Genomic DNA, 24,563 nt, shown 5'->3' with positions numbered 1-24,563 from the left:
AAAGCGTGGGCCCTCCCGGTTCGTGTCCGGGGTTTGGACGGCTCCGGGCAACCCGATGGGACCCGCCACACGCCCCGCGTGCGGCGGGTTTCTCGCGTCCGGGTTCTAGCCGAGCGCGCCGACGGAGGCCAGAGCGGTGCGCAGGAGAGCCCCGCGCCCACCCTCCATCTCGGCGGCGACCTCGGGCGAAGCCGCGGTGAGCGGACTCATCCAGGTGATCTCGAGGGCGTCCTGCCGCGGATCGCAGGTGCCGGTGACCGGCACGACGTAGGCGAGCGAGACGGCGTGCTGGCGCTCGTCGGTGTAGACGGAGGCGCCGGGGAACGGGAAGTACTCGGCGACGGAGAACGGCACCGGCGAGGGCGGCAGCTGCGGGAACGCCATCGGTCCGAGGTCTTTCTCCAGGTGCCGGAACAGCGCGGTGCGCAGGGACTCGCCGTACATGACCCGGCCGGACACGAGCATCCTGGTCATCGCCCCTTCGGAGTCGGCGCGCAGCAGCACACCCACTTCGGTGACGACCCCCTGGCCATCGGTGCGCACCGGGACGGCCTCCACGTACAGGATCGGCAGGCGCTGCCGGATCTGGAAGAGCTCCTCCTCGGAGAGCCAGCCGGAGTTGGGATCAGGGGTCTGGACGGAACTCATGCCCCATTCTTACCCGCCCCACGTGTCGATCGCGTGACAGCCACGCTTCACTACGCTGGTGGCATGGTCTCGATCGACACGTCCACCGTCCGCTGGTCTCTGCCAGAAGCCGAGCGTGCCGGCAAGCCGCTGATCGTTCTGCTGCACGGTGTCGGGTCGCACGAGGGCGACCTCGTCGGGCTCTCGCCGTATCTCTCCGGAGACTTCGTCTACGCCTCGCTGCGCGCTCCCCTCGAGTACGGCGGCGGCTACTCGTGGTACCCGCTGTCGACGCCCGGCGCACCGGAGTACGGCCCCGTCGACGAGGCGGCCGACGCCGTCCTGGCTTTCATCGACTCCTCGGCACGGCTCACCCGGCGGTGGGCCTGCTCGGCTTCTCGCAGGGAGGCTCGCTGGCGCTCCAACTGGTTCGCCGGCGGCCCGATTTCTTCGCCTTCGCGGTCGTGCTCGCCGGTTTCGTCGTGCCCGGCGCACCGGCCGAGGTCGATGCCGCGGTCGCCTCCTCGCGTCCCGCCGTCTTCTTCGGGCGGGGCGACGTCGACCAGGTGATCGGTCTCGACGCGGTCGAGCGCACCACGGCCTGGCTGACCGAGCACGCCGACTCCGAGCAGAACGTCTACCCCGGTCTGGCCCACGGCATCGCGCAGGAGGAGCTCGACGACGTCAACGCCTTCCTGGGTCGGGTGCACCCCGCCTGACCTCGCGCCTCCGCCGGCCCTGCGGCAGGATGAGCGCATGACGACATTCGTGGTCGCAGGATCAGCGACGAAGAGCCACCCGGCCGAGCGCGGCACCGTGCAGATCACCGTGAGCTTCACGGCGGCGGACCGCAGGCAGGTGCGAGCCGACTCGACCGCTGCGCACATCGCGGTGACCCAGGAGGCCGCGGCGCACCAGGAGTCGGGCGCTGCCACCGAGTGGACCGCCGAGCGCGTGTCGACCGACGCCTACCGCGAGTACGTGAAAGACAGCGACGAGACGGTCCTGCGCTACCGCTCCATCTCGACGGTGTCGGTCACCTTCTCCGACTTCGGCGTCCTGGCCGACTGGGTGAGCCATCTCGCTGAGCGCCCCGGTATCGGCGTCGACGGCATCACGTGGAGCCTCACCGACCCGCTGCGCGTGAGTCTCCAGCGCAAGGTCAGGATCGACGCGGTGCAGGATGCCATCACCAAGGCGAACGACTACGCGGCGGCTCTCGATCGGGGCAGTCCCACCCTCGACGCCGTCTTCGAGGAGGGGCTCCGGCCGAACCTCGGAGGAGGCGGCGGCTTCGCGCGCGACGGCATGATGATGAAGGCCGCCTCGTACGACGGGGGCTCGTACGTGCTCAAGCCCGGCGACATCGAGGTCTCGGCGTCGATCAGCGCGGACTTCACGATGTGACCTGCGCGTCGCCTTAGATCAGGCGTGTCAGGAGTGACAGCAGGATCGCGCGCTCGGGCTCGGTGAGGTCGGCGAACGACCCGGTCACGAACTCATGAGCCACCAGCGAGGCTTCTGCGAGCAGCGACTCGCCGGCGGGCGTCAGCCGATGCTCGATGCGGCGGCCGGCCCCGGGAGCTCGCGCGATGAGCTGCTGCGCCGCGAGGCGATTCGCCAGGGTGCCGAACGCCTGGTCGCTCTGGAACGTCCGCAGCGCCAACTCGTGCGCCGATGCCCCCGGCAGCTCGGAGATCGCCCGAAGGGCGTCCCACTGGGTGATCGTCGTGCCGAGGTCGGCGAGCCGGCGGTCGAGGCCTCGGTGGTGGCGCCACTGCACCTGCTTCACTGCGCGGCCGAGTGCCATGATGTCCGTCGCCATGGATCGACAATAGCAGCTTGTTTATATAAGCATGTTGATTTACTCTGGTCGACATGACTCAGACGCACCGCGTGATCACGCCCTCCTTCGAAATCGACCTCGCCTTCGACGATTCGGGCGACGGCCCGGCCGCGCTCGTCCTCCACGGCGGTGGCGGTCCATTCACCGTCGCCGGGCTCGGCGCCCACCTCGCCGAATCGCGCCGCGTGATCCTGCCCACCCTCCCGGGCTGGAACAGCGCACCCCGCCCCGAGGCCCTGACCCGCGTCGACGACCTGGCCGACAGCTACCTCGCGTTGCTGGCCGACCTCGGGCTGAGCGACGTCCTCGTGCTCGGTTCGTCTCTCGGCGGTTGGATCGCCTCCGCGATGGCCGTCCGCGACACGGCCGGCCTCGTCGGCCGCGTCGTGGTGATCGACGGCGCCGGCGTGAAGGTCGAGGGGCAGCGGTTCGTCGACTTCTTCTCGCTCACGCCCCGGCAGATCGCAGAGCACTCCTGGCACGACGCCGACCGCTTCTACGTCGACCCGGCGACCTTCTCTCCCGAGCAGGCCGCTGTGCAGCGCGCCAACATGCAGACCATGGGTCTTCTCGCCGGCGACCCCTACATGCACGACCCGTCGCTGCTCGCCAAGCTCGGCGCCGTCACCGTGCCCGCGCTGGTGCTCTGGGGCGAGAGCGACCGCGTCTTCACGCCCGAGTACGGCCGTGCCTACGCCGCCGCGTTCGGCGACGGCCGCTTCGAGCTCGTCGCCGAGGCCGGGCACCTGCCGCAGCTCGAGCAGCCCGCAGCGACCTTCGCGGCGGTCGACGCCTTCGCGCGCTGACGGCTGCCGCTCCCGCCCGCCAGCCCGGCTCCTGCCCGCCCGCCTCCTGCCGGCCCTCCGACCACCCCTCCCGAAATCGAAGGGGATTTTCGCCCCCACCCGCCCGGATCCCACTCAAAATGTGCCAGCCCGCAAGATCCCCTTCGATTTCCGGCAGGGCGGGGTCGAGGCAGGGCGGGGTCGAGGCAGAGCGGGCGCGCGCGCAGAGCGGGCGCGCGCGCAGAGCCAGCGCCCCGCAGGCACCGCGAACGCAGCTGCTACACGACGAGCGCGAGCTTGCCGCCGGGGTGCCCCGTCGCCAGCAGTTCGAGGGCGGCGCGCGCGTCGTCGAACGCGAACGTCTGCGCGACCGGCACCACGAGCTCTCCGGCGGCAGCCAGGTCGACGAGGTGCTGTCGCACGCTGTCGCGGAACACCTTCGACTCCGGCACGGCTCCCCCGACCACCTGGAAGCCGTCGGTCTGAGCCCGTGCGAACGCCGCGATGCTGACGATCTTGCCGGTGTCGGGCACGAGTGCGAGCGAGACGTCGATCGCCTCGTCGGTGCCGACGCAGTCGAGTGCGGCCGAGATGCCGTCGGGTGCGAGCGAGCGCACCCTCTGCTCGAGACCGTCTCCGTAGACGACGGCCGTGCCGCCGAACTCCTCGACGACGCCGAAGCGCTGCTCGGAAGCGGTGCCGATCACGTGGACTCCCGCGCGCTTCGCCTGCTGCAGCACGCTGACCCCGACGGCGCCGGAGGCCCCGTGCACGACGATCGTGTCGCCCTCGGCGGGAGCAGCGACGCGCAGCATGTCGGCGGCGGTCGCGCCCGCCAAGAAGAGGTTGGCGGCAGCGGCCCAGTCGAGGGTCGACGGCTTCGCGAACACGTCCGCGGCGGGCACGGTCAGCTCCGTCGCATAGCCACCCGTCACGCGGAAGGCGATCACCTCGGCGCCCACCGTCAGCTCGACGTCGGGCCCGACGGCCGTCACGACGCCGGCGACCTCGTAGCCGATCGAAAGCGGAAGGGCGGCAGGATCCTGCCCGAACTGGATCCCCTTGACGTCGGCCGGGTTCATTCCCACGGCGCGCACGCCGATCGTGACCTCACCGGCGCCCGGCGCGGGCACCTCCGAGTCGATCCTGGTCAGCCCGTCGAGCGATCCGAAAGCGGTCGCCACCCATTTTTGTGCCATGTGCTCATCCAACACCCGGAACGAGCCCGAGTCGGGCGATGATCTCGGCCGTCTCGGCCTCCGGTGCGCGTCCGGCATCGATGACGAGGTGACGCTCGTCGTCACCGAGCGGTTCGAGGGTGGCGAGCTGCGAGTCGAGCAGCGCCGGCGGCATGAAGTGACCCTGGCGGTGGGCGATCCGGGTGCCGATCAGCTCCATCGGCCCGGCGAGATGCACGAAGACGACGTCGGGCCCGCGAAGGATGTCGCGGTAGGAGCGCTTGAGCGCCGAGCAGGTGATGATCCCGGGGCGACCCGACTCGGTATGCTCGCGGATCCACGAGGCCACGATCTCCAGCCACGGCCAGCGGTCGTCGTCGTCCAGGGTGCCCGGCCGCCATCTTCTCGACGTTGGCGGTCGGGTGCATGACGTCGCCCTCGGCGAAGTCCCAGCCGAGCTCCTCGGCCAGGAGGTCCGCGACCGTCGACTTGCCGACGCCGGAGACCCCCATGATCACCAGGACCGGCTGACGCTCGGCCGACATCAGATGAACACCGACAGGAGCATCGCGCCGCCGAGTCCGACGACCGAGATGATGCACTCGACGACCGACCAGGTCTTGAAGGTCTCGCCCACGGTCGTTCCGAGGTACTCCTTGATCAGCCAGAAGCCGGCGTCGTTCACGTGTGAGAGGAACAGCGATCCCGCGCCCACCGCGAGCACCACGAGCGACACCTCCGGGCCCTGGAGGTGCGCGGTCACGGGCGCGAGGATTCCGGCGGCGGTCACGATGGCCACGGTAGCCGAGCCGGTAGCGACCCGCACGAGCGCGGCGACGAACCAGGCGACCAGGATCACCGACACCCCGCTCTCGGTGACGGCGTGCGCGATGAGGGTGCCGATTCCGGTGTCGATCAGCACCTGCTTGAACCCGCCGCCGGCGCCCACGATCAGCAGGATCCCGGCGATCGCCGGCAGGCCAGACCCGAGCGACCTCTGCACGTCGTCGCGGCCCATCCCGGCGCTGCGAGCGAAGAACACCATGCCGTAGAGCAACGCGATCGCCAGGGCGATCATCGGCGTCCCGAGGAAGTCGAACAGGTTCTTGAGGGCACCGGCGCCGTTCTCGTCGGCGGCGTCCCAGATCGCCTTGAGCAGCATCAGGACCACGGGCAGCAGGATCCCGACGACCGCGACCGCGAAGGACGGCCGGCGCTTCGGGGTGGTCCCGTCCGAGTCCGCGTCGGAATCCGTCTCCGACTCGAACAGCGCCGGGGCCGAGATCGGCACCCACCGCGCGGCGACGGCCGAGAACAGCGGGCCGGCGATGACGACGGTGGGGATCGCGACGGCGATGCCGAGGGCGATCGTGAGGCCCAGGTTGGCGCCGAGGGTGGTGACGGCGACCAGCGGACCCGGGTGGGGAGGCACGAGTCCGTGCATGACCGAGAGCCCGGCGATGGCCGGGATGGCAATCCGCATCAGCGGCAGCTTCGACCGGCGCGCGACGAGCACGATGACCGGCATCAGCAGGACCACGCCCACCTCGAAGAACATCGGCAACCCGATGAGTGCGCCGATCAGGGCCATCGTCCAGGGCAGCGATCGCGGACTCGAACGCTTCACGAGAGTGTCCACGATCCTGTCGGCACCGCCGGAGTCGACGAGCAGCTTGCCGAACATGGCGCCGAAGCCGACCAGGATCCCGACGCTCGTCATCGTCGAGCCGAACCCGTTGCCGAAGCTGGTCACCGTGTCCGCCGGACTGAGCCCCGCCCCGATGCCCACGCCGATCGACCCGATCGCCAGGGCGAGGAACGGATGGACCTTGAGCCAGGTGATCATCAGGATGATCGCGGCGACTCCGGCCACGGCCGCGATGACGAGTTGGGCGTCACCGCCGGACGGTTTCACGAGTGTCGTGGCCGCAGCCAGGAGAGGTGGGGAGAAGTGCACGTCGTCGTCCTCTTCCGGGACCGCTTCCGTGCGACCCCATCGTCTGGTGAGTCGAACCGGCGGCCGATGCGGCACACTGGTTCTGCAAGACATCCGATTAATCTGATTAATCGAACTTATGGACTCTGTCACGAAACGACGAGGTGGTCAAATGGCTCGGACCCCGGGAACGGATCGCGGCTTGCACTCGCACGTCGTCAGGTCGCTCGGTCAAGAGATCGTCGACGGGATCCTGCCGCGCGGCGCGATCCTGAACCTCGAGGTTCTGAGCGCGCGCTTCTCGGTCTCCCGGTCGGTCCTGCGGGAGGCTCTGCGCGTCCTCGAGTCGCTCGGCATGGTCGAACCCCGGCAGCGCGTCGGCACCCAGGTGCTCCCGCGCGAGGACTGGGACGTCATGAACCCGCTCGTCATCGGATGGCGCGGCCGGAGCAGCGACTACTTCGTGCAGATGCGCGAGCTCCTCGAACTGCGGCTCGGGCTCGAACCCGTCGCCGCGCGCCTGGCTGCGACGGCGTTCACGCCGCTGCAGGCGTCCCTCGTGCAGCGGGCGGCCGCGACGATGGTCTCGGCGAGCGCCAGCGGTGACCAGCGCGCGTATCTGGAGGCCGACGTGGCCTTCCACACCTCGATCCTGCGCGGCTCGGGCAACGCCGTGCTGGCGCACTTCGCCACGACCATCGAGGCGCTGCTACGCACGCGCACCGAGGAGCGCCGACTGACCATCACGGAGTACACACCGGCGTCGGCACACCGCCACAACGAACTCGCGCGGGCCCTCGTGGAGCGCGATGCGACTGCTGCGCACCGCTGGTCGGACGAGCTGCTCACCGCGACGCTCGACGAGTTCGTGCGCGAGGCGCCCGCGCGCTGATCCTGCGCCCCTGCCCTGCCCTGCCCTGCATTGCCCTGCATTGCCCTGCATTGCCCTGCCGCCTCTCGCCCTCCCTCCCTCTCGCCCGCCCGCCCTCCCGAAATCGAAGGGGATCCGCCGGCCGGCCGCCCGATCAGGCGGGAAGGCGGGGCATCGGCGGAAAATCCCCTTCGATTTCGGGAGGGCGGGGAGGGCGGGGAACCCGAAAAGGAGAGGCAGTCGGGATCGGCCCGGCGTCAGTGCGTCGGCGTGCCACCCGTCACGGCGATGGTCTCGCCGCTGACGTAGCTGGACTCCTGCGAGGCGAGGAACACGAACGGCGGCGCGAGCTCGGCCGGCTGACCGGGACGGCCGTAAGCCGCCTCCTCGCCGAACGACTCGATCTTCTCGGGCGGCACGAACGCGGGCTGGAGCGGCGTCCAGACCGGTCCGGGAGCGACGCCGTTGACGCGGATGCCCCGCTCGGCGAGTTGCTGCGCCATGGCGCGGGTCCAGTTCGCGATGCCCGCCTTCGACACCGCGTACTCCGCCAGCGACGGCGACGGCACGAAGCCCTGGATCGACGATGTCGTGATGATCGACGCCCCCGGCTTCAGGTGCTTCATCGCGGCCTTCGTCGTCCAGAACAGCGAGTAGATGTTGGCCTTGAGCACGTGGTCGAGCGTCTCCGTCTCGAAGTCGTCGATGCTGTCGACGGTCGGCATCACACCGGCGACCAGCGCCAGGACGTCGAGGCCGCCGAGGGCCTCCACGGTCTTCTCGACGAGCTCGGTGTTGTACGCCTCGTCCTGCAGGTCGCCCGGAATCAGCACGGCCGTGCGTCCGGCATCCTGCACCAGCTTCTCGACTTCCTTGGCCTGCGTCTCCTCCTCGGGCAGGTAGGCGAGCGCGACGTCGGCCCCCTCGCGGGCGAAGGCGATCGCGACGGCGCGGCCGATTCCGGAGTCGGCACCGGTCACGAGCGCCTTGCGTCCGGCCAGGCGCCCGAAGCCGACGTACGACTCCTCGCCGTGGTCGGGGCGCGGCTTCATGTCGTGCACATCGCCGGGGCCGGACTGCTGCTGCTTCTCGAAGGGCGGGCCGGGGTACTGCGTGGTGGGGTCTTGGGGCGTGTACATCGAGTCGGTCATCGGTTCGGTCTACCCGGCGACGGGGCCGCGGGCGTTCAGACGGGGTACACGCGGTGCGCTCTGCGGCGTTCCACGGGCTTCGATGTCGCGGCCGTCGGCGGCTACCGCGCGGCGTCGACCACGCCCGCAGACGAGCGACGACCGGGCAGGATCCCGACGACGCCGATGACCACGAACGGGATCGGCGCGAGGTACGCCAGGAATCCGAAGCCCGCGCTGGGCCCGATCTGCTGGTCGATGAGGCCGCCGAGGAAGTTGCCGAAGGCCATCGCCCCGACGACGAAGGCCGACACCCAGGCCAGGGCCTCCGTGAAGACGGCGGCCGGGGTGTTCTCGTGCAGCACGCGGTTGGTCGAGATCGTGAACGGCGTGATCGTCGCCCCGGCGAACAACCCGAACAGGAACAGCCACATCGGCCCGGGCGCGAGCGACAGGATGCCCCAGAACACGGCGAACGCGAGGGCGGCCGCGCCCAGCAGGCGGTAGGCGGGGATCCTGGACGGGACCATGCCCATCAGGAATCCACCGGTCACGCTGCCGATCGAATAGGCGGTGAGCACCAGGCCGGCCACCTCGGGGATTCCGACACTCGTGGTCCAGGAGACGACGGTCGTGTCGTTCACGCCGAAGACGACACCGAGCCCCGCGTTGGCGATGAGGACCGCGACGAGGCGGCGCGACTTCCAGGGGGCGAACGTGTGGCGTCTGCCGGACGTGGGCGCCGGAGCCACGGCGACGTCGGCACCGCGTCGGAGCCACAGTGCGCCGAGAGTGCCGGCGATGGCCGAGAGCACGAGGCCGGCCGCGGGGTTGATCAGGCCGGAGACGAGCGACGCCAGCGCAGGACCGAAGACCCAGACCAGCTCGTCGGCGATGGCCTCCAGGGAGAACGCGACCTGCAGCTGCGGCGTCGGCCCGAGCAGAGCGGACCAGCGGGCACGCATGTACGCCCCGACCGGAGCGACCGTCGCACCGACGAGAGCCGCCGCGATCGAGACGACCGGGAGGAACGCGCCGGTGAGGCCGACGACGATGAGCAGGGCGACGGCGATGGGGTGCCCGACGGCCGCGAGGAGCAGCCCGCCCTTCTGGCCGCGGCGATCGGCGATCCGGCCGAAGACCGGACTGGTGGCCGCCATCGCGGCCACCGCGAGACCGGAGGCGAAGCCCGCCGTCGCGAACGAACCCGAGGTGGCGTGCACGAAGAAGAGGATGCTGAAGCCGACCAGGGCCATCGGCAGACGCGCTGCGATGCCGGCGGCGAACAGCGACCGCCGTTGGCGCGGCCCGAGGAGCTCGGTGTAGACCCGGAACCCGCCGACGCTGTGCTCGGAGCCTCCCCCGGCGCTCGCGTCGGCGCTCACCAGCGGGAGTGGATGCTGGCGCGGAAGTACCGGTCGTACAAACGCTCGGCGCGATCGTGGAACTCGTCGCCGAGGGCGGGGACGTCGCCCGCCTCGGCGTTGGCGCGCGCCTGCTCCACGGTCCGGGCCCCCGGGATGACCGTGGTGACGCCGGGCTGCTCGACAATCCACTTGAGGGCCGACTGCGCGGTCGAGACGCCCTCGGGGTGGAGGTCGGAGAATGCCTTCGCCGCCTCGACACCCGTCTCGAAGTCGACGCCCGAGAAGGTCTCCCCTGGTCGAAGGCCTCGCCGTGGCGGTTGAACGTGCGGTGGTCGTTCGGCGCGAACTCGGTCTCGGCGGTGTACTTGCCGCTCAGCAGACCGCTGGCGAGCGGCACGCGCGCGATGATCGCGACGCCGGCCTCTCGGGCGGCCGGCAGCACCTCGTCGAGCGGCTTGAGCCGGAACGCGTTCAGGATGATCTGCACGCTCGTGAGGTTCGGGTGCTCGATCGCAGTGAGCGCCTGGGCCGTCTCCTCGACGCTGACACCGTAGGCGGCGATGGCCTCGCGCTGCACCAGCTCGTCGAGCGCGTCGTACACGGCGGCGTCGTGGAAGACGGGCGTGGGAGGGCAGTGCAACTGCACGAGGTCGAGGGTGTCGGTGCCGAGATTGCGGCGCGAACGGTCGACCCACGCGATGAAGTTCTTGCGGGTGTAGTTCTCGGGATCCTGCGCCTCTCGCCGACCCATCTTCGTGGCCACGGTGAGCGGGGCGTCCTCGTTGCTGCGCCGCCACTGACCGATGGTCTTCTCGCTGCGGCCGTCGCCGTAGACGTCGGCCGTGTCGAAGAAGGTGACGCCGGCTTCGGTGCTGGCATCGAGAATGGCGAAGGCGGTGCTGTCGTCGACCTCGCCCCAGTCGCCGCCCAACTGCCAGGTGCCCAGCCCGATGACCGAGACTTCGCGTGCGGTGCGGCCGAGACGTCGTTGTTCCATGGGTCGAGTCTATTGCCGCCGGTCGCGGGTCACTCGGCGCGGAGAGCGGCCCGGGCGCAGGATCAGCCCAGCCGGTGCGCCGCCGACGTCGCAGCGTCGATCGCCGCGTCGAACTCGGCGTGCTGCTTCTCGACCTCTGCCTGCGGAGCCCCGAAACGCTCGCTCAGCGTGCGGGTGTCGACGATGGTCTCGACGCGCATGCCGAGGGCGCCGCCGAGGATGAGCTGAAGGGCCGGGACGGCGTGGTCGTCGAACTCGGTCGGGGTGTTGCGGTCGTAGGTGCCGCCTCGGGTCGAGACGAGGATCGCCGGTCGGCCGGCGAGCGGCTGCGACTCGTCGGTGCCGAACGGGGCGGTGACGCTCGGCACGTGGATGTAGTCGACCCAGGCCTTGAGCGTCGAGGGCAGGGAGTAGTTGTACAGCGGGACACCGACGAGCAGGACGTCGGCGGCGAGCAGCTCGGCGATGAGCTCGTTCTGCAGGACCTCCTGCTCGGGGTCGACGTCTGAATCGACGGGGCGCAGCGGCCCCGGGAAGTGCAGGTCGGCGTTCGACAGGTGGGGCAGCTGGTCGCGGTGGAGGTCGCGGTACACGACCGTGTGGTCGTCGCCCTGCGCCCGCCAGGAGTCGGCGAAGGCCTTCGTGATGGCGCGCGAGCGGGAGGTGACGAGGTCGGCGGAGGAGTCGAGGTGCAGCAGCGTGGGCATGGATGCCACGCTATCGCCTGCCGGTGTCACCGCCGTGGTTTTCTCCGGCTCGGCCGCCTGGGAACAGCCCGCACCAATGTCAGTGGCCCGGGGGAAGATGGTCCGACCATGCCAGACGTCCTCGACCGCTTCTCCCCGGCCACCGCCACGTGGTTCCGGGGTGCTTTCGCGCGTCCGACGCACGCGCAGGAGGGGCCTGGCAAGCCATCTCCAGCGGGGCGAACGCCCTGGTCATCGCGCCGACCGGCTCCGGCAAGACGCTGGCGTCGTTCCTGTGGTCGATCGACAAGCTCGCGTCGTCTCCCCGCCCGAAGAGAAGATGCACCGCACGCGAGTGCTCTACATCTCCCCGCTCAAGGCCCTCGGCGTCGACGTCGAGCGCAACCTCCGCTCCCCGCTGGTCGGCGTCACGCAGACGGCCCGCCGTCTCGGCACCGAAGCGCCCGAGATCACGGTGGGCGTGCGATCCGGCGATACCAGCTCGGCCGAGCGGCGACTGCTGCAGCGCCTGCCCCCGACATCCTGATCACGACGCCCGAGTCGCTGTTCCTCATGCTCACGTCGGCGGCCCGAGAGAACCTCCGCGGGGTCGAGACCGTCATCGTCGACGAGGTGCACGCCGTCGCCTCCACCAAGCGCGGGGCGCACCTGGCGCTCTCGCTCGAGCGCCTCGACGCCCTGCTCGAGAAGCCCGCCCAGCGCATCGGCCTCTCCGCGACCGTGCGGCCGCCCGAAGAGGTGGCACGGTTCCTCGGCGGCAGCGCGCCGGTGGCGATCGTGGCACCCGCCTCCGAGAAGAAATTCGACCTCCGCGTCGTGGTCCCGGTCGACGACATGACCGAGCTGGGCACCGCCGGCCCGCTCGAAGGGTCGGCGGCCGGCTCCGCCCCGCAGGGGTCCATCTGGCCCCACGTCGAAGAGGGCATCGTCGACCTGATCCTCGAGCACCGCTCCACCATCGTCTTCGCGAACTCGCGTCGCCTCGCCGAGCGGCTGACGGCGCGGCTCAACGACATCTACGTCGAGCGCACCTTCGGCCCGGTGACCGCCGACGAGGGCGCGCTCGTCACGGCCGGGGCATTCGAGAGCGCCGGATCCCCGGGCACCGACGACGACATCGCCGCCACCCGGCGCCCGGGCGGCAACGACCTGGGCCCCGCCCCCGTGCCCGTCGGTTCGCCTCCGGCTCAGATGATGAGCTCGGGCCAGACCACCGGCGCCGAGCCGTTGCTCGCACGCGCGCATCACGGGTCGGTCAGCAAAGACCAGCGGGCGATCATCGAAGACGACCTCAAGAGCGGCCGGCTCCGCTGCGTCGTCGCGACGAGTTCCTCGAACTCGGCATCGACATGGGTGCCGTCGACCTCGTCGTCCAGGTCGAGTCGCCGCCGTCGGTGGCGAGCGGCCTCCAGCGCGTCGGGCGGGCCGGGCACCAGGTCGGCGAGGTGTCGCGAGGCGTGCTGTTCCCGAAGCACCGCGCCGACCTCATCCACTCGGCCGTCGCCGCCGAGCGCATGGTCGCCGGGCTGATCGAAGAGCTCCAGGTGCCGGCGAACCCGCTCGACGTCCTGGCGCAGCAGACGGTCGCGGCGGTCGCCCTCGGCGAGGTGAACATCGACGAGTGGTTCGACACCGTGCGACGCAGCGCGCCCTTCGCCTCGCTTCCGCGGTCCGCCTACGAGGCCACCCTCGACCTGCTCAGCGGCAAGTATCCGTCCGACGAGTTCGCCGAGCTCCGACCCCGCATCGTCTGGGATCGCGTGCACGGCACCCTCACGGGTCGGCCCGGCGCCCAGCGTCTCGCCGTCACCAGCGGCGGCACGATCCCCGACCGCGGGCTGTTCGGCGTCTTCATGGTCGGCGAGAAGGCGGCCCGCGTCGGCGAGCTCGACGAAGAGATGGTCTACGAGTCGCGGGTCGGCGACGTCTTCGCGCTCGGGGCCACGAGCTGGCGCATCGAAGACATCACGCACGACCGGGTCCTCGTCTCGCCGGCCTACGGTCAGCCGGGTCGCGTTCCGTTCTGGAAGGGCGACGGCATCGGCAGGCCGGCCGAGCTGGGCCGGGCGATCGGCGCCTACACGCGTGAGCTCTCCACGTCGAGCGAGCAGGAGGCTACCGCTCGCGTCGTCGCCGGAGGGCTCGACGAACGCGCGGCGAAGAACCTGCTCGCGTTCCTCACCGAGCAGCGAGACGTCGCCGGCCACGTCCCGACCGACACCACGCTCGTCGTCGAGAGGTTCCGCGACGAGCTCGGCGACTGGCGGCTGATCCTGCATTCCCCGTACGGCATGCGAGTGCACGCCCCTGGGCCCTGGCCGTCTCGGCGCGCATCCGCGACCGACTCGGCATCGACGGCTCCGCCATGGCCGCCGACGACGGCATCGTCGTGCGCATCCCCGACACCGACGCCGAACCCCGGGTGCCGACCTGTTCACGTTCGAGCGCGACGACCTCGACGCCATCGTCACCGAGGAGGTCGGCGGGTCGGCACTGTTCTCGTCCCGCTTCCGGGAGTGCGCCGCACGCGCCCTCCTGCTGCCGCGCTACAACCCGGGCAAGCGGTCGCCGCTCTGGCAGCAGCGGCAGCGGGCCTCGCAACTGCTCGACGTCGCTCGCAAGTACCCGACCTTCCCGATCGTGCTCGAGGCGGTCCGCGAGGTCCTGCAAGACGTCTACGACCTCCCGGCGCTGATGCAGCTGACCGACGAGCTCACGCGCCGCGAGATCCGAGTCGTCGAGACTGAGACCGAAGTTCCCTCGCCCTTCGCGCGGTCCCTCCTGTTCGGCTATGTCGCAGCGTTCATGTACGAGGGCGACTCGCCGCTGGCCGAGCGACGAGCGGCCGCCCTCTCGCTCGACTCGACGCTCCTCGCCGAGCTGCTGGGCCGCGCCGAGCTGCGCGAGCTGCTCGACGCCGATGTCATCGAGCAGCACGAGCTCGAGCTTCAGCGGCTCGCGCCCGACCGTCGAGCGCGCGACATCGAGGGCGTCGTCGACCTGCTGCGGCTCCTCGGGCCCCTGTCGACTGACGAGATCGTCGAGCGGAGCTGGTTGGCTGCTTCGGCAGGGTCGACCGGTGGCCCGGCGGGTGGATCGTCGGGGGCTGCCGGGTCGGCTTCCGCCGACTCCCTGCCGACGGGCGGCCCGTCGGACGACGCCCACGCCGAGATCGAGGCGGCCCTGTCCGCCCTGGCGTGGAACAACCGCGTTCTCCGCTTCACCCACGCCGGCGACGACCGCTGGGCCAGCATCGAAGACGCCAGCCGCCTGCGCGACGCCCTCGGCGTCAACCTTCCGATCGGCGTCCCGTCCGCCTTCGTCGAACCGGTCGACGACCCGCTCGGCGACCTCGTCGGCCGATTCGCCCGCACGCACGCGCCCTTCGCACCCGTCGACGTCGCGCGGCGCCTCGGCCTCGGCACGGCCGTCGTCCTCGAGACCCTCCGCAGGTTGGGCACGCAGCGGCGCGTCGTCGAGGGCGAGTTCCGGCCCGACCGCCAGGGCAGCGAGTGGTGCGACGCGGAGGTTCTCCGCAAGCTGCGCAGTCGGTCGCTGGCCGCGCTTCGGCACGAGGTCGAGCCCGTCTCGGGCGACACCCTCGGGCGGTTCCTCCCGGCGTGGCAGCACGTCGCGACCGGTGCTCGCGGCTCGGGTCTCCGAGGGCTCGACGGCGTCCTCCAGGTGGTCGACCAGCTCAGCGGGGTGACCCTTCCAGCCTCGGCGTGGGAGTCGCTGATCCTGCCCGCCAGAATCCCCGAGTACTCGACCGGCATGCTCGACGAGCTCACCGCGACCGGCGAGGTCATCTGGTCGGGTGCCGGCGCGCTTCCCGGCAACGACGGCTGGGTGAGCCTCCACCTCGCCGACGGCGCGCAGGTCACCCTCCCCGAGCCGTCCACGACCGAGACGACCGAGCTGCAGCGCGAGGTGCTCGCCGCTCTGGCCGGTGGCGGCGCCTTCTTCTTCCGGCAGCTGTCCGATGCGGTCGGATCCACCGACGACCAGGCACTCGCCACGGCCATCTGGGATCTCGTCTGGCAGAGCCAGATCACCAACGACACCTTCGCCCCGCTCCGCACGCAGGTCGGCGGCCGGCCACCCCGACCGCGCACCCCCACCCGGTCGCGCGCGTCGTACCGCGGCCGGCCCCGCGCGGTCCTGCCCCGCCAGTCCGGGCCGCCCACGGTCGGCGGCCGCTGGTCGCTGCTGCCCCTGGCCGAGCCCGACGCGACGATCCGCGCGGCCGCCCAGGCCGAGCTTCTCCTCGAGCGGCACGGCGTCGTCACCCGAGGCGCCGTGGTCAACGAGGGCGTCCGCGGCGGCTTTTCGACCGTCTACAAGGTGCTCTCGTCGTTCGAAGAAACGGGTCGCGCCCGACGCGGCTACTTCGTGGAAGGCCTCGGAGCAGCGCAGTTCGCGACCGGGCCGACCGTCGACCGCCTGCGCACCTTCGTCCGAGACGGGTCGTCGGCCGGGGCCGGCGGGTTCGGCGACGGCTCGACACTCGACGGTCTCGCCGCCCCCGGGCGCGGCGCCGACCTCCCCGTGATCACGCTCGCGGCCACCGACCCGGCCAACCCGTACGGAGCAGCCCTCCCGTGGCCGGCCGTGCCCGACGACTCCCCCGCGGGCACCGGCCCGGCCGCAAGGCCGGCGCGCTGGTCGTGCTCGTCGACGGCCGACTCGTCGTCTACGTCGAGCGGGGCGGAAAGACGATCCTCACGTTCGATGAGCCGGGCGAAGCCGACCTGGCCGCCGCTGCCACTTCTCTCGCCGCGGTGGTGCGCGCACGCCTCGGCAAGCTGGCCGTCGAACGGGTCGACGGCGAGTTCGTCCTCGGCAGTCCGTTCGGCGACGCTCTCCGGGCCGCCGGCTTCGCGCCGACGCCGAGCGGCGTGCGGTTGCGCTCGTGAGCGGCAGACGCTCGGCGACGCGATCCTCCCGGCCGGGGGCCCGGCGCTGGGGCCCCGTCGCTCGGGCCGACTCGGGGCACACTGGTCGCGCGGCGCTGTGGGCCGCGGCCCTGCTGCACGCCGGGTGGCCCCGTGCAGCCCGAGAGGCCGCTGACCGTGCCCGAGGGCGATACCGTCTACCGCGCAGCCAAGAACCTCGACGAGATCCTGCGGGGCCAGGTCCTGACGACGACCGACTTCCGCGTCCCTGCCTTCGCCACCGTCGACCTCTCCGGCCGCACGGTCGACGACGTCGTCAGCCGCGGCAAGCACCTGCTCCACCACATCGGCGACCTCACCCTGCACACCCACTTCAAAATGGAGGGCTCCTGGCATCGCTACCGGCACGGAACCGCGTGGCGGCGTCCCGCCTACCAGGCGCGAGTCGTGCTCGAGACGGCCGACTGGGTGACCGTGGGCTTCGACCTCGGCGTCGTCGAGCTCGTGCCGCGCGATCCCGACGACTCGGTGGTCGGCTACCTCGGCCCCGATCTCCTCGGCCCCGGCTGGGACGCAGACACAGCGCTGGCCAACCTCTCCCGTGATCCTGCTCGCGAAATCGGACTAGCGCTCCTCGACCAGCGAACCCTCGCCGGTCTCGGGAACGTCTACCGCAACGAACTCTGCTTCCTCCGCGGGGTGCTCCCGACCCGCCCGGTCGGCGACGTCCCCGACCTGCCGCGCCTGGTCACCCTCGCCCACCGCCTGATCCACGCCAACAAAGACCGCGTCGAGCGCACCACCACCGGCACGCTCCGCGGGGCGACCGACTGGGTCTACGGCCGCGCCGGCAAGCCCTGTCTCCGCTGCGGAACGACGATCCGGCGCGGCTCCCTCGGCGAGTCCGAGCTGGAGCTCCGCGACACCTACTGGTGCCCGCGCTGTCAGACCTGACGCGTGCCCGCTTCACGCCGACCACGGGATTCGCGCAAGCGTCCTTCCGGGCGGCGCAGGATCACGCACGACTCAAGGCGCTCGCGACGCTGCAGGCCCGTTCTCGTGCTGCGCTCAGCACGCCTCCTCTGCGACCGGCCGACCTGCTCAGCCGGAGAGACGCCGCACACGCGCACAAGCGAAGCCCCCTACGCCACCTCGCCCAACCACCCCGCCAGGAACTCCGCCCCGGCCTCGTCGTGGATGGCACCGGTCGCCGACACGCGGATCGGGTAGGCCTTCGAGGGCACACCGTCGGCCGGCCGCACGTCGACGTGTTCGACGGTGTAGCCCGCCGCGTGCAGCCAGTCGGCCATGGCGTAGTCGCTGCGCGAGTCGCCGACAGTACGCCAGGCGAGAGGGAGTTCTCCGTCGGCCGAGAGGAGGGTGAGGGCACGGCGGGCGCCGAGGTCTTTGCCGAGGAGGATCGACTCGATGTCGGTCGAGATGATGGTCGGATCGATCCGCCACTGCACCTCGCCCGAGGCGTCCGGTCGGACGTCGTCCAGGCGCCGGACTCCGAAGCCCCGGCGCTGCAGCGCCTCCATCGCCAGCGCGTCGAACACGGGCTGCAGCGCGAGGTAGGCGTCGGTGTCGATCGACGTGAGCTGCTCGACGGAGACCATGGCGCGCTTGGTGCGGTCGAAGAAGACGTCGTCTGCGAACCGGGACGCGACGAGAGTCTCGATCTCCGTCGCGAAGTCGGCGGGCATGGCGAGGGACTCGTCGACACTCAGCCCTCCGATGCCGGTGGGCCCGAACTGCGGCCCGATCGAGAACCAGACGGCGCCCTTCTCGCAGACACCGTGCACGCGCGCGTCGGCCGGCAGCCCGGCGGCGATCAGCGGCCTGACGACCTCGTCGCGGATGAAGGCGTCGGAGCGACCGGTGTTGAAGATCAGCGGAACCCCTCCGACGCGAGCGCGACGAGGTCGCGAGTGATCGCGGGGAGGTTGATGCTCCGGGTGACCGGACTGGCGATCGGGCCGTCGACGTCGAGGAGAAGTCCGAGGGCAGGCGCAGAAGAAGTCACCTGTCGATTATCCCAGGCGGCGAAGCTGCGAAAGGCCGCGCAGGATCACGCCACCCGGCAGGCGACGCAGCGCACCGTCACGCCTCGACGAGCTCCGACGCCGGCACGACCGACTGCGAGAAGATGAGCTCCTGATAAGCCACCTCTTCGGACTGCTTCTTGGCCTTGCGGAGGCGCAGGTCGCGACAGCGGGCCGGCTCGTTGGTCGGGGCGTCGCCGGCGAAGATCGGGATCAGTTCGGCGACGCGTTTCTCGACCCGCGACCCGAGCTCGCCGAAGAAGTCGTCCGGCCTCTCCATCGCGAGGAAGCGCCGCTCGTCGGCAGCCCTCCACAGATCACGTGCAAGCTCCCCGTAAGCATTCACTTCGCCACCCCATTCACAACTCATCGTGTGTGGTTCTACTTCACTTCACTTCTCCGGTTCCGGCATCCTCCCCAAGGCTGATCCTCGGGGCTGTGGATCAGGCCGCAGGTACCAAAGAAGTGAGTATGAGCGCGACGACGGCGGGCACGAACTGCAGCGCCGCCGCGCTCCGATAGCTGCGCCCCGTCGAGGCGAGCACGATCCCCGCGACGACCATGCACGCCGTGCCGAAGATGACCAGGGTCTTGCCGGCGACGAACATGCCGGACGACCCCTCGAGCAAGAAGATCCCGACGATGACGCCGAGCGCCAGGGCCAGGTTGTAGAAGCCCTGGTTGTACGCCATGGGCCTGATGGTGTCGGCCTCCGCCTGGGTGGCGATCCCGAAGCGGCCGTAGATCTTCGGCCTGCTCCAGAAGACGCTCTCGAACAGGAAGAAGACGACGTGGAGGAGCGCGGCGAGCGCGGCCACGACCTGGGCTGCGACGAGCATTCGTGCTCCTGTGGCGAGAGGGTTCCGGCGTCGGTCGAGCGCCTCTCAGAAGCATGGGGCACGAGAATGCCCGCGCTCGTGCACACGCGGCGTGTCGCCGCGGAATCGATGCCCGCGCGAGGGCTCCGTCAGGCCGCCCGCTTGTCGTCGCCAGGCGTCTGGCCGATCACTGCCCGCGCGGCGAGACGGAGGACGTCGGCGACGTCGCAGCCGTGCTCCCCGGCGAGCGCGGCGCCGAGCCCGGCGGTGAGGGCGGCACTCGCGGTTCCCATGGTCTCGATCACGCTGGCCTGCCGTTCGGTCAGCGGTACGTCGCACATCTCGTCGACGAGTTCGACGAGCCCGCCCTCGCTCGCGGACTGCGCGTCCTCCCCGCCGTCCACCGAAGCGGTCGCGACGGCGACCAGAGCGAGAGCCAGAGCTGCCGCCTCACGTTCCGTGAGCTGATCCATGGCCGGAACGCTACGCCGCCGCGACCGGCCAGGAACGGAGGTTTCGCCCAGACAAGCGCGAGTGAACCTTTTGTCCCGACGCCACGTGTGATCTAGTGACCGAAGGCACACCGCGAGCGGGAGAGGACGAGCATGGTCGACGACGACGCCACTCTGCTGCGTGCCCTGCACGACGAGCACGCCGCGCCGCTCTGGCGCTATGTGGTCGGGCTGACCCACGACACCGCCCTCGCCTCCGACATCGTGCAGGAGACCCTCCTCCGCGCGTGGAAGAAGCCGAGCGTCCTCGACCAGCGTGAAGCCTCCGCCCGGGCCTGGCTGTTCACCGTCGCCCGGAACCTCGTCATCGACGACCGACGCAGCGCGCGGCACACGCACGAGTTCCCGACCGAGATCCTGCCCGAGCCGGAAGCCGCCGACCGCGCCGACGCTCTGCTCGACGCCTGGTCGGTCTCCGACGCCCTCGCCTCACTCGGGCCGGAGCACCGGGCGGTCATCGTCCACGCCTACTACGGCGGCCGCTCGGTCGCCGAGATCGCTCGCGAGCTCGACATCCCCGAGGGGACGGTCAAGTCACGCATGCACTACGGCCTGCGAGCTCTCCGTCTCGCCATGCAGGAACGCGGGATCACCCAATGACCGACCAGAGAGATCACAGCGAGCGCTACGGCGAGTGGGATGCCGCCTACGTCCTCGGAGCGCTGTCGCCGGCCGAGCGGCACGAGTTCGAGGAGCACCTCGCCACGTGTCCCGAGTGCGAGCGCGCCGTGGCGGGTTTCGCCGCCATGCCCGGGCTGCTGGCCTCCGTGCCGACGGCGGACGCGTTCGCGATGCTCGACGACGCCGACGCATCGGTCGACGACGGTGAGGCGGTCGACGAGGCGTTCCCCGCCCAGCCGCCCGCCGAGATCCTGCCCGCCCTCGTCTCCCGGGTGCGCCGCACTCGCCGCCGCCGCTTCGGCATCACTCTCGTGGCCGGCCTGGCCGCCGCAGCGGTGGTCGCCTTCGCCATCGTCGTGCCGCCGCTCGCCTCGCAGCCCAAGCCGACGACGTCGACCTCGCTGCAGCAGGTGGTTCCGAGTGCCCTCAGCGCGACCGTCGCCTTCACGACGAAGGCGTGGGGGACCAGGATCGACATGACCTGCGTCTACGGCGGACCCGCAGCAGGATCCGGCTCGTCCGGCGACGACACCTGGCGCTACGGCCTGTATGTGACCGACGCCCAGGGACACACCCAGCGCGTCTCCACCTGGACGGCCGACCCGGGCACCACGGCCCGCACCACGGGGTCGATCGACACGACCCTGAACGACCTTCGCCGCGTCGAGGTGAGGAACGAGTCGAGCGGGACCGTCCTGCTCTCCCGCGCGCTGAACTGACCGGCGGGCGCCTGCTGCCCGCGGGGCCGACCGGCGCCGGCCCTAGTTGAGCGTCGTGGCCACCGCGGAGATGATGCCGATGACGATCGACAGCCCCACGATGAAGCCGACGACGAGGATGCCGATCGAGATCCACATCGGCAGGAGGCCACGCCCAGCACGGCGACGGACGACGACCGACCGGCCGATGATGTAGACCAGCGGCGTCGCGAGCGCGAAGAAGGCGAACGCCCAGTGGAACGGACGCGCGATGCCCTGCGCCTTGAGCGCCTTCCAGTCGAAGTAGGCGAGCACGATCGTGGCCGCCGCGATCGCGAGCCCGATGAGTTGCGACGCGACCTCCCACGGCGTGGTGGCCGGGGTCGTCGGGATGGTCTGCGCGCCCGGGTTGGCCTGGGCCTGCTTGAGGACGTCCTCCAGGATCGGCTCGATGCTGCTGACCGAAAGGAGGTTCAGGATGATCGACAGGATCGGCAGAGCGACGATGATCCAGATGAAGAGGTTGTAGATCTTGGCCCCCGCCGGCGCCTTCGGGAAGGTCGTGGGCGCGTAGCCGTAGCCGGGCTGGCCCGGATAGGGCTGCTGGCCGTACTGCTGCTGACCGTACTGCTGCTGACCGTACTGCTGCTGACCGTACTGCTGCTGGCCGTGACCCTGCTGGCCATACGGCTGCTGCTGGCCGTACTGCTGCTGCCCGTAGGGCTGCTGCTGCCCGTAGCCCTGCTGCCCGTACTGCTGCTGGCTCGGCTGCTGCTGGCCGTACGCACCCGCGGAACCCTGGTGGCCGTAGGGCTGCTGGCCGACGCCGGGCTGCTGAGGAGCATTCTCGCCGTAGCGCGGAGCCGCCGCCGAGCTGCCGGGCGTCTGGTAACCAGGGATCCGCTCCCCGTACGCCGGCCGGTCATCGTCACGCCCGCCGGGCGCCGCCTCCTGGGCCGTCGGCACCGTGGTCTCGGGCTCGGTGACCGACGAAGGCGCCGGGACGGGAGCCGGGTCGACCTGCGGGGCCGGAGTGGGAGCCTGCCGCGGAACCGAGTCGTGCTGGTGCAGCGGAGCCGTCGGCTCGGGAGCGCGGACGTGCTCCGTCCAGGAACGGCCGTCCCACCACCGGTAGCCGGCCTCGCCGGAAGGGTTGGGGTACCAGCCGGGCTGCGGCGATGCGTTGCCGGTCGAGTCGCTCACGAGGGGTCCTTTGCGTTGGCGTCGTTGTCGGTTCGCGTCCAGCCTAGGTCCGTGTCCCTAGCAGTGACCTGTTTGGGTGGGCGGGTTCCGCCCACTCCGCGCCGAGGGGCGCGTCCTGGCCCGAACCCACCCGGCGGGGCCTGTTCGCGCTACGCCAGCAAGCCCTGCCCGATCACACCGAGCAGCTCGAGCCGGCCGGCCGACTCGGTGCCCGGCGTCGCCGTGAAGACGAGCAGCCACTGCGAGTCGTCGTTCACCTTGAGGATCTGGCACTGCACCTCGATCACGCCGAGCTGCGGGTGGGCGATCCGCTTCTCCTCGCCCCGGCGGACCGCGACGTCGTGCTCCTCCCAGAGGGACCGGAACTCGGCGCTCCGGGCCAGGAGGCTGTCGACCAGGGCGCGGGCCCGCTGATCCTGCGCCCCTCTCCGCCCGACGGCAGCTCTCAGGTCGGCGACCTGGACGCGGCTCTGGTGATCGTGATCCTGCTCGGGGTAGACGTCGCGAGCGCGCGGATCGGTGAACCAGCGGTGCACGAGCGACCGGTCGAGCCCCTCGAAGCGGTTGTCGTCGCCGAGGAGGGCGACCGCCAGAGGGTTCTGCACGAGCGTCGTCCCGAGGTCGTCGACCACCTGGGCCGGGGTGTCGTGAAGGCGGTCGAGGATCCGGAGGAGGGTCGGATGCACGTGATCGGTCGCGCCGATTCGCGCAGGCGGGTTGTGACCCGCGAGCCGGTAGAGGTGGTCCCGCTCGTCGAGGGTCAGCCGGAGGGCGCGGACGAGCGCGTTGAGCATCTGCTCCGAGGGCTGGGTGGCGCGCTGCTGCTCCAGGCGTCCGACGTAGTCGACGCTCATGCCGGCGAGCATCGCGACCTCCTCGCGCCGGAGTCCGGGTGTGCGGCGACGCGCGCCGTCCGTGAGCCCGACGTCGGCCGGGACGAGGGCCTCGCGACGGCGACGGAGGAAGTGCGCCAGCTGCGCGCGATCCATGTCCATGGAGTCATCCTCCCCCGCGGCGGGCCCCGCAGCCAGGGAGTCCCGCTCCCCGCGTAACGGAAGACGGGCGTGCCCTGGGCGTGTGCCCTAGCCTGAATCGGTGAAGCAGAGCACCGACCGCATCCTGACCACCCACACCGGCAGCCTCCCCCGCACGAAAGAGCTGACGAAGCTCCTCGTCGCCCGCGAGCGCCGGCGCCCGTTCGACCAGGCGGAGTTCGACGCCGAGGCCGCTCGTGCTCTCGACCTCGTGCTGAAGGGCCAGGTCGAGGCCGGGATCGACATCGTCAACGACGGCGAGGTGCCGCGCGTCGGTTTCTCCACCTACGTGACCGAGCGCATGTCGGGGTTCGGCGGGGTGAGCCGGCGCAAGCAGTCGCTCGACCTGCAGAAGTTTCCCGAGTGGGCGAAGTTCGGCGAGACCCAGATCGGCGTGGCCGAAGACCTGGCGCGGGTGTGGGACACCGCCGAGGCCCAGCAGGCGGTGCACTACGAGGAGTCGCTGGCCGGCATCACCTACGATCTCGATCTCTTCGACCGGGGGCTCCGCGATCCTGCGATCTCGCCCGCGGTGAGCGAGACGTTCGTCAGCGCCGCCTCCCCCGGAATCGTCACCACCACGATGCTTCGCTCGGCCGACAACCCCGACTACGCGACCGACCGCGACTACGTCTTCGGCGTCGCGGCCGAGCTCAAGAAGGAGTACGAGTACATCGTCTCGAGGGGGCACGTCCTGCAGCTCGATGCTCCCGACCTCGCGATGGAGCGCGTGATCATGTTCGGCGACGACCCGCTCGACGTGTTCCTCGACAGCGTGCGGCTGCACATCGAGGCGATGAACTTCGCGCTCGCCGACATTCCCGCCGAGAAGGTGCGCCTGCACGTGTGCTGGGGCAACTGGCAGGGACCGCACCAGGACGACGTCCCCGTGGCTGCGCTGCTCGACCTGCTGTACGAGGCGAAGGTCGGCGCGCTCAGCATCCCGCTGGGCAACCCGCGCCACGAGCACGAGAGCGTGGCGTTCCGCGACAACCCGCTCCCCGACGGCATGGTGCTGATCCCGGGCGTGATCGACGTCACCACGAACTACCTGGAGCACCCGCAGGTCGTGGCGAACCGAATCCAGGCGGTCGTCGACGCCGTCGGCGACCCGACGCGCGTGATCGCCGGAATCGACTGCGGCCTCGGAACCTTCGCGAGCTACGAGTTCATCGCGACCGACGTCGGGTGGGCGAAGCTGCGCGCCCTGCGCGAGGGCGCTGACATCGTGTCGCAGCGCATCTGGGGCTGAGCCCGGTGTAACGGGCCGGTCCGCCCCGAGCGGTGGGGCCC

The 24,563-nt window shown here is 70.9% G+C and carries 21 protein-coding genes and 3 pseudogenes; 9 read left to right on the top strand and 15 right to left on the bottom strand.

The window, feature by feature from the left end:
• Positions 1-105: 105 nt before the first annotated feature.
• Positions 106-648 carry an NUDIX hydrolase family protein gene (locus tag QUE79_RS05800; RefSeq protein ID WP_286345844.1) on the bottom strand — a complete coding sequence of 181 codons (543 nt, stop codon included), beginning with the start codon at positions 646-648 and terminating at the stop codon, positions 106-108.
• A gap of 254 nt (positions 649-902) precedes the next feature.
• On the opposite strand from QUE79_RS05800, the gene QUE79_RS05795 reads away from it, so the two are divergent.
• Positions 903-1,346 carry an alpha/beta hydrolase gene (locus tag QUE79_RS05795; RefSeq protein WP_350271646.1) on the top strand — a complete coding sequence of 148 codons (444 nt, stop codon included), beginning with the start codon at positions 903-905 and terminating at the stop codon, positions 1,344-1,346.
• A 37-nt stretch (positions 1,347-1,383) separates the two neighbouring features.
• Positions 1,384-2,034: an SIMPL domain-containing protein gene (locus tag QUE79_RS05790; RefSeq protein ID WP_286345842.1), complete on the top strand. Its 651-nt coding sequence runs from the start codon at positions 1,384-1,386 to the stop codon at positions 2,032-2,034.
• A 13-nt stretch (positions 2,035-2,047) separates the two neighbouring features.
• Here QUE79_RS05790 and QUE79_RS05785 read toward each other — a convergent pair whose 3' ends face one another.
• Positions 2,048-2,452 carry a MarR family winged helix-turn-helix transcriptional regulator gene (locus QUE79_RS05785; RefSeq protein ID WP_286345841.1) on the bottom strand — a complete coding sequence of 135 codons (405 nt, stop codon included), beginning with the start codon at positions 2,450-2,452 and terminating at the stop codon, positions 2,048-2,050.
• Between the two features lie 53 nt (positions 2,453-2,505).
• Here QUE79_RS05785 and QUE79_RS05780 point away from each other — a divergent pair, with 53 nt between their 5' ends.
• On the top strand, positions 2,506-3,279 hold the full coding sequence (locus QUE79_RS05780) for an alpha/beta fold hydrolase (protein WP_286345840.1): 774 nt from the start codon (positions 2,506-2,508) through the stop codon (positions 3,277-3,279).
• A gap of 257 nt (positions 3,280-3,536) precedes the next feature.
• Here QUE79_RS05780 and QUE79_RS05775 read toward each other — a convergent pair whose 3' ends face one another.
• The 3 genes from QUE79_RS05775 to QUE79_RS05765 form a co-directional block, all read right to left on the bottom strand.
• A complete protein-coding gene (locus tag QUE79_RS05775) occupies positions 3,537-4,457 on the bottom strand; it encodes an NADP-dependent oxidoreductase (RefSeq protein ID WP_286345839.1) in 921 nt (306 codons plus the stop codon).
• A gap of 4 nt (positions 4,458-4,461) precedes the next feature.
• A complete protein-coding gene (locus QUE79_RS25270; RefSeq protein ID WP_350271645.1) occupies positions 4,462-4,785 on the bottom strand; it encodes a gluconokinase in 324 nt (107 codons plus the stop codon).
• A 195-nt stretch (positions 4,786-4,980) separates the two neighbouring features.
• Positions 4,981-6,282, bottom strand: coding sequence for a GntP family permease (locus tag QUE79_RS05765; protein WP_434011074.1), 1,302 nt, complete (start codon positions 6,280-6,282; stop codon positions 4,981-4,983).
• 262 nt (positions 6,283-6,544) lie between these two features.
• Between QUE79_RS05765 and QUE79_RS05760 the strand changes: the two genes are divergently transcribed.
• Positions 6,545-7,264: a FadR/GntR family transcriptional regulator gene (locus tag QUE79_RS05760; RefSeq protein ID WP_286345837.1), complete on the top strand. Its 720-nt coding sequence runs from the start codon at positions 6,545-6,547 to the stop codon at positions 7,262-7,264.
• Positions 7,265-7,500: 236 nt separating this feature from the next.
• Here the strand turns inward: QUE79_RS05760 and QUE79_RS05755 are convergent, their stop codons facing one another.
• The 4 genes and pseudogenes from QUE79_RS05755 to QUE79_RS05740 all read right to left on the bottom strand — a co-directional run bounded on the left by QUE79_RS05755 (position 7,501) and on the right by QUE79_RS05740 (position 11,444).
• On the bottom strand, positions 7,501-8,394 hold the full coding sequence (locus QUE79_RS05755) for an SDR family oxidoreductase (RefSeq protein WP_286345836.1): 894 nt from the start codon (positions 8,392-8,394) through the stop codon (positions 7,501-7,503).
• A gap of 101 nt (positions 8,395-8,495) precedes the next feature.
• Positions 8,496-9,758 (bottom strand): MFS transporter, encoded by a 1,263-nt coding sequence (locus tag QUE79_RS05750; RefSeq protein WP_286345835.1) that lies wholly within the window; start codon positions 9,756-9,758, stop codon positions 8,496-8,498.
• Positions 9,755-10,737 (bottom strand): annotated as a pseudogene (locus QUE79_RS05745) (aldo/keto reductase). The gene QUE79_RS05750 and the pseudogene QUE79_RS05745 overlap by 4 nt, the downstream one beginning before the upstream one ends.
• 62 nt (positions 10,738-10,799) lie before the next feature.
• A complete protein-coding gene (locus QUE79_RS05740) occupies positions 10,800-11,444 on the bottom strand; it encodes an FMN-dependent NADH-azoreductase (protein WP_286345834.1) in 645 nt (214 codons plus the stop codon).
• A gap of 108 nt (positions 11,445-11,552) precedes the next feature.
• On the opposite strand from QUE79_RS05740, the pseudogene QUE79_RS05735 reads away from it, so the two are divergent.
• Together QUE79_RS05735 and QUE79_RS05730 are read left to right on the top strand one after the other, a co-directional pair.
• Positions 11,553-16,360, top strand: a pseudogene (locus tag QUE79_RS05735) (Lhr family ATP-dependent helicase).
• A gap of 156 nt (positions 16,361-16,516) precedes the next feature.
• Positions 16,517-17,293 carry a DNA-formamidopyrimidine glycosylase family protein gene (locus QUE79_RS05730; RefSeq protein WP_286345833.1) on the top strand — a complete coding sequence of 259 codons (777 nt, stop codon included), beginning with the start codon at positions 16,517-16,519 and terminating at the stop codon, positions 17,291-17,293.
• Positions 17,294-17,481: 188 nt separating this feature from the next.
• On the opposite strand, the pseudogene QUE79_RS05725 reads toward QUE79_RS05730, so the two are convergent.
• The 4 genes and pseudogenes from QUE79_RS05725 to QUE79_RS05710 form a co-directional block, all read right to left on the bottom strand.
• A pseudogene (locus QUE79_RS05725) lies at positions 17,482-18,365 on the bottom strand (hypothetical protein).
• A gap of 77 nt (positions 18,366-18,442) precedes the next feature.
• On the bottom strand, positions 18,443-18,664 hold the full coding sequence (locus QUE79_RS05720) for a hypothetical protein (RefSeq protein WP_286345832.1): 222 nt from the start codon (positions 18,662-18,664) through the stop codon (positions 18,443-18,445).
• 163 nt (positions 18,665-18,827) lie between these two features.
• Positions 18,828-19,223, bottom strand: a complete 396-nt coding sequence (locus tag QUE79_RS05715) for a DUF1304 domain-containing protein (RefSeq protein ID WP_286345831.1) — start codon at positions 19,221-19,223, stop codon at positions 18,828-18,830.
• Positions 19,224-19,351: 128 nt separating this feature from the next.
• Entirely contained in the window at positions 19,352-19,675 is a 324-nt protein-coding gene (locus QUE79_RS05710) for a hypothetical protein (protein ID WP_286345830.1), read from the bottom strand.
• Between the two features lie 132 nt (positions 19,676-19,807).
• On the opposite strand from QUE79_RS05710, the gene QUE79_RS05705 reads away from it, so the two are divergent.
• Together QUE79_RS05705 and QUE79_RS05700 are read left to right on the top strand one after the other, a co-directional pair.
• Positions 19,808-20,314 carry a sigma-70 family RNA polymerase sigma factor gene (locus QUE79_RS05705; protein WP_286345829.1) on the top strand — a complete coding sequence of 169 codons (507 nt, stop codon included), beginning with the start codon at positions 19,808-19,810 and terminating at the stop codon, positions 20,312-20,314.
• Positions 20,311-21,054: an anti-sigma factor family protein gene (locus QUE79_RS05700; RefSeq protein ID WP_286345828.1), complete on the top strand. Its 744-nt coding sequence runs from the start codon at positions 20,311-20,313 to the stop codon at positions 21,052-21,054. The genes QUE79_RS05705 and QUE79_RS05700 overlap by 4 nt, the downstream gene beginning before the upstream one ends.
• 42 nt (positions 21,055-21,096) lie before the next feature.
• Here the strand turns inward: QUE79_RS05700 and QUE79_RS05695 are convergent, their stop codons facing one another.
• Positions 21,097-22,236 (bottom strand): DUF2510 domain-containing protein, encoded by a 1,140-nt coding sequence (locus tag QUE79_RS05695; RefSeq protein ID WP_286345827.1) that lies wholly within the window; start codon positions 22,234-22,236, stop codon positions 21,097-21,099.
• 149 nt (positions 22,237-22,385) lie between these two features.
• Entirely contained in the window at positions 22,386-23,225 is an 840-nt protein-coding gene (locus QUE79_RS05690) for a helix-turn-helix transcriptional regulator (protein ID WP_286346850.1), read from the bottom strand.
• Positions 23,226-23,331: 106 nt separating this feature from the next.
• Between QUE79_RS05690 and QUE79_RS05685 the strand changes: the two genes are divergently transcribed.
• On the top strand, positions 23,332-24,522 hold the full coding sequence (locus QUE79_RS05685; RefSeq protein ID WP_286345826.1) for a uroporphyrinogen decarboxylase/cobalamine-independent methonine synthase family protein: 1,191 nt from the start codon (positions 23,332-23,334) through the stop codon (positions 24,520-24,522).
• Positions 24,523-24,563: the final 41 nt, after the last annotated feature.

It is taken from the genome of Frondihabitans sucicola, from assembly GCF_030296615.1.
Classification (GTDB): domain Bacteria; phylum Actinomycetota; class Actinomycetes; order Actinomycetales; family Microbacteriaceae; genus Frondihabitans; species Frondihabitans sucicola.
Note: the sequence above shows the minus strand (reverse complement) of the source record. Positions and strands in the feature narration are given on the sequence as shown.

Coding starts and splice junctions, on each gene's coding strand:
- QUE79_RS05755 (WP_286345836.1), bottom strand. CDS start 8,394: ATGACCGACTCGATGTACACGCCCCAAGACCCCACCACGCAGTACCCC.
- QUE79_RS05780 (WP_286345840.1), top strand. CDS start 2,506: ATGACTCAGACGCACCGCGTGATCACGCCCTCCTTCGAAATCGACCTC.
- QUE79_RS05800 (WP_286345844.1), bottom strand. CDS start 648: ATGAGTTCCGTCCAGACCCCTGATCCCAACTCCGGCTGGCTCTCCGAG.
- QUE79_RS05710 (WP_286345830.1), bottom strand. CDS start 19,675: ATGGATCAGCTCACGGAACGTGAGGCGGCAGCTCTGGCTCTCGCTCTG.
- QUE79_RS05690 (WP_286346850.1), bottom strand. CDS start 23,225: ATGGATCGCGCGCAGCTGGCGCACTTCCTCCGTCGCCGTCGCGAGGCC.
- QUE79_RS05740 (WP_286345834.1), bottom strand. CDS start 11,444: ATGCCCACGCTGCTGCACCTCGACTCCTCCGCCGACCTCGTCACCTCC.
- QUE79_RS05790 (WP_286345842.1), top strand. CDS start 1,384: ATGACGACATTCGTGGTCGCAGGATCAGCGACGAAGAGCCACCCGGCC.
- QUE79_RS05765 (WP_434011074.1), bottom strand. CDS start 6,282: ATGATCACCTGGCTCAAGGTCCATCCGTTCCTCGCCCTGGCGATCGGG.
- QUE79_RS05720 (WP_286345832.1), bottom strand. CDS start 18,664: ATGGAGAGGCCGGACGACTTCTTCGGCGAGCTCGGGTCGCGGGTCGAG.
- QUE79_RS05775 (WP_286345839.1), bottom strand. CDS start 4,457: ATGGCACAAAAATGGGTGGCGACCGCTTTCGGATCGCTCGACGGGCTG.
- QUE79_RS05700 (WP_286345828.1), top strand. CDS start 20,311: ATGACCGACCAGAGAGATCACAGCGAGCGCTACGGCGAGTGGGATGCC.
- QUE79_RS05760 (WP_286345837.1), top strand. CDS start 6,545: ATGGCTCGGACCCCGGGAACGGATCGCGGCTTGCACTCGCACGTCGTC.
- QUE79_RS05785 (WP_286345841.1), bottom strand. CDS start 2,452: ATGGCGACGGACATCATGGCACTCGGCCGCGCAGTGAAGCAGGTGCAG.
- QUE79_RS05705 (WP_286345829.1), top strand. CDS start 19,808: ATGGTCGACGACGACGCCACTCTGCTGCGTGCCCTGCACGACGAGCAC.
- QUE79_RS05715 (WP_286345831.1), bottom strand. CDS start 19,223: ATGCTCGTCGCAGCCCAGGTCGTGGCCGCGCTCGCCGCGCTCCTCCAC.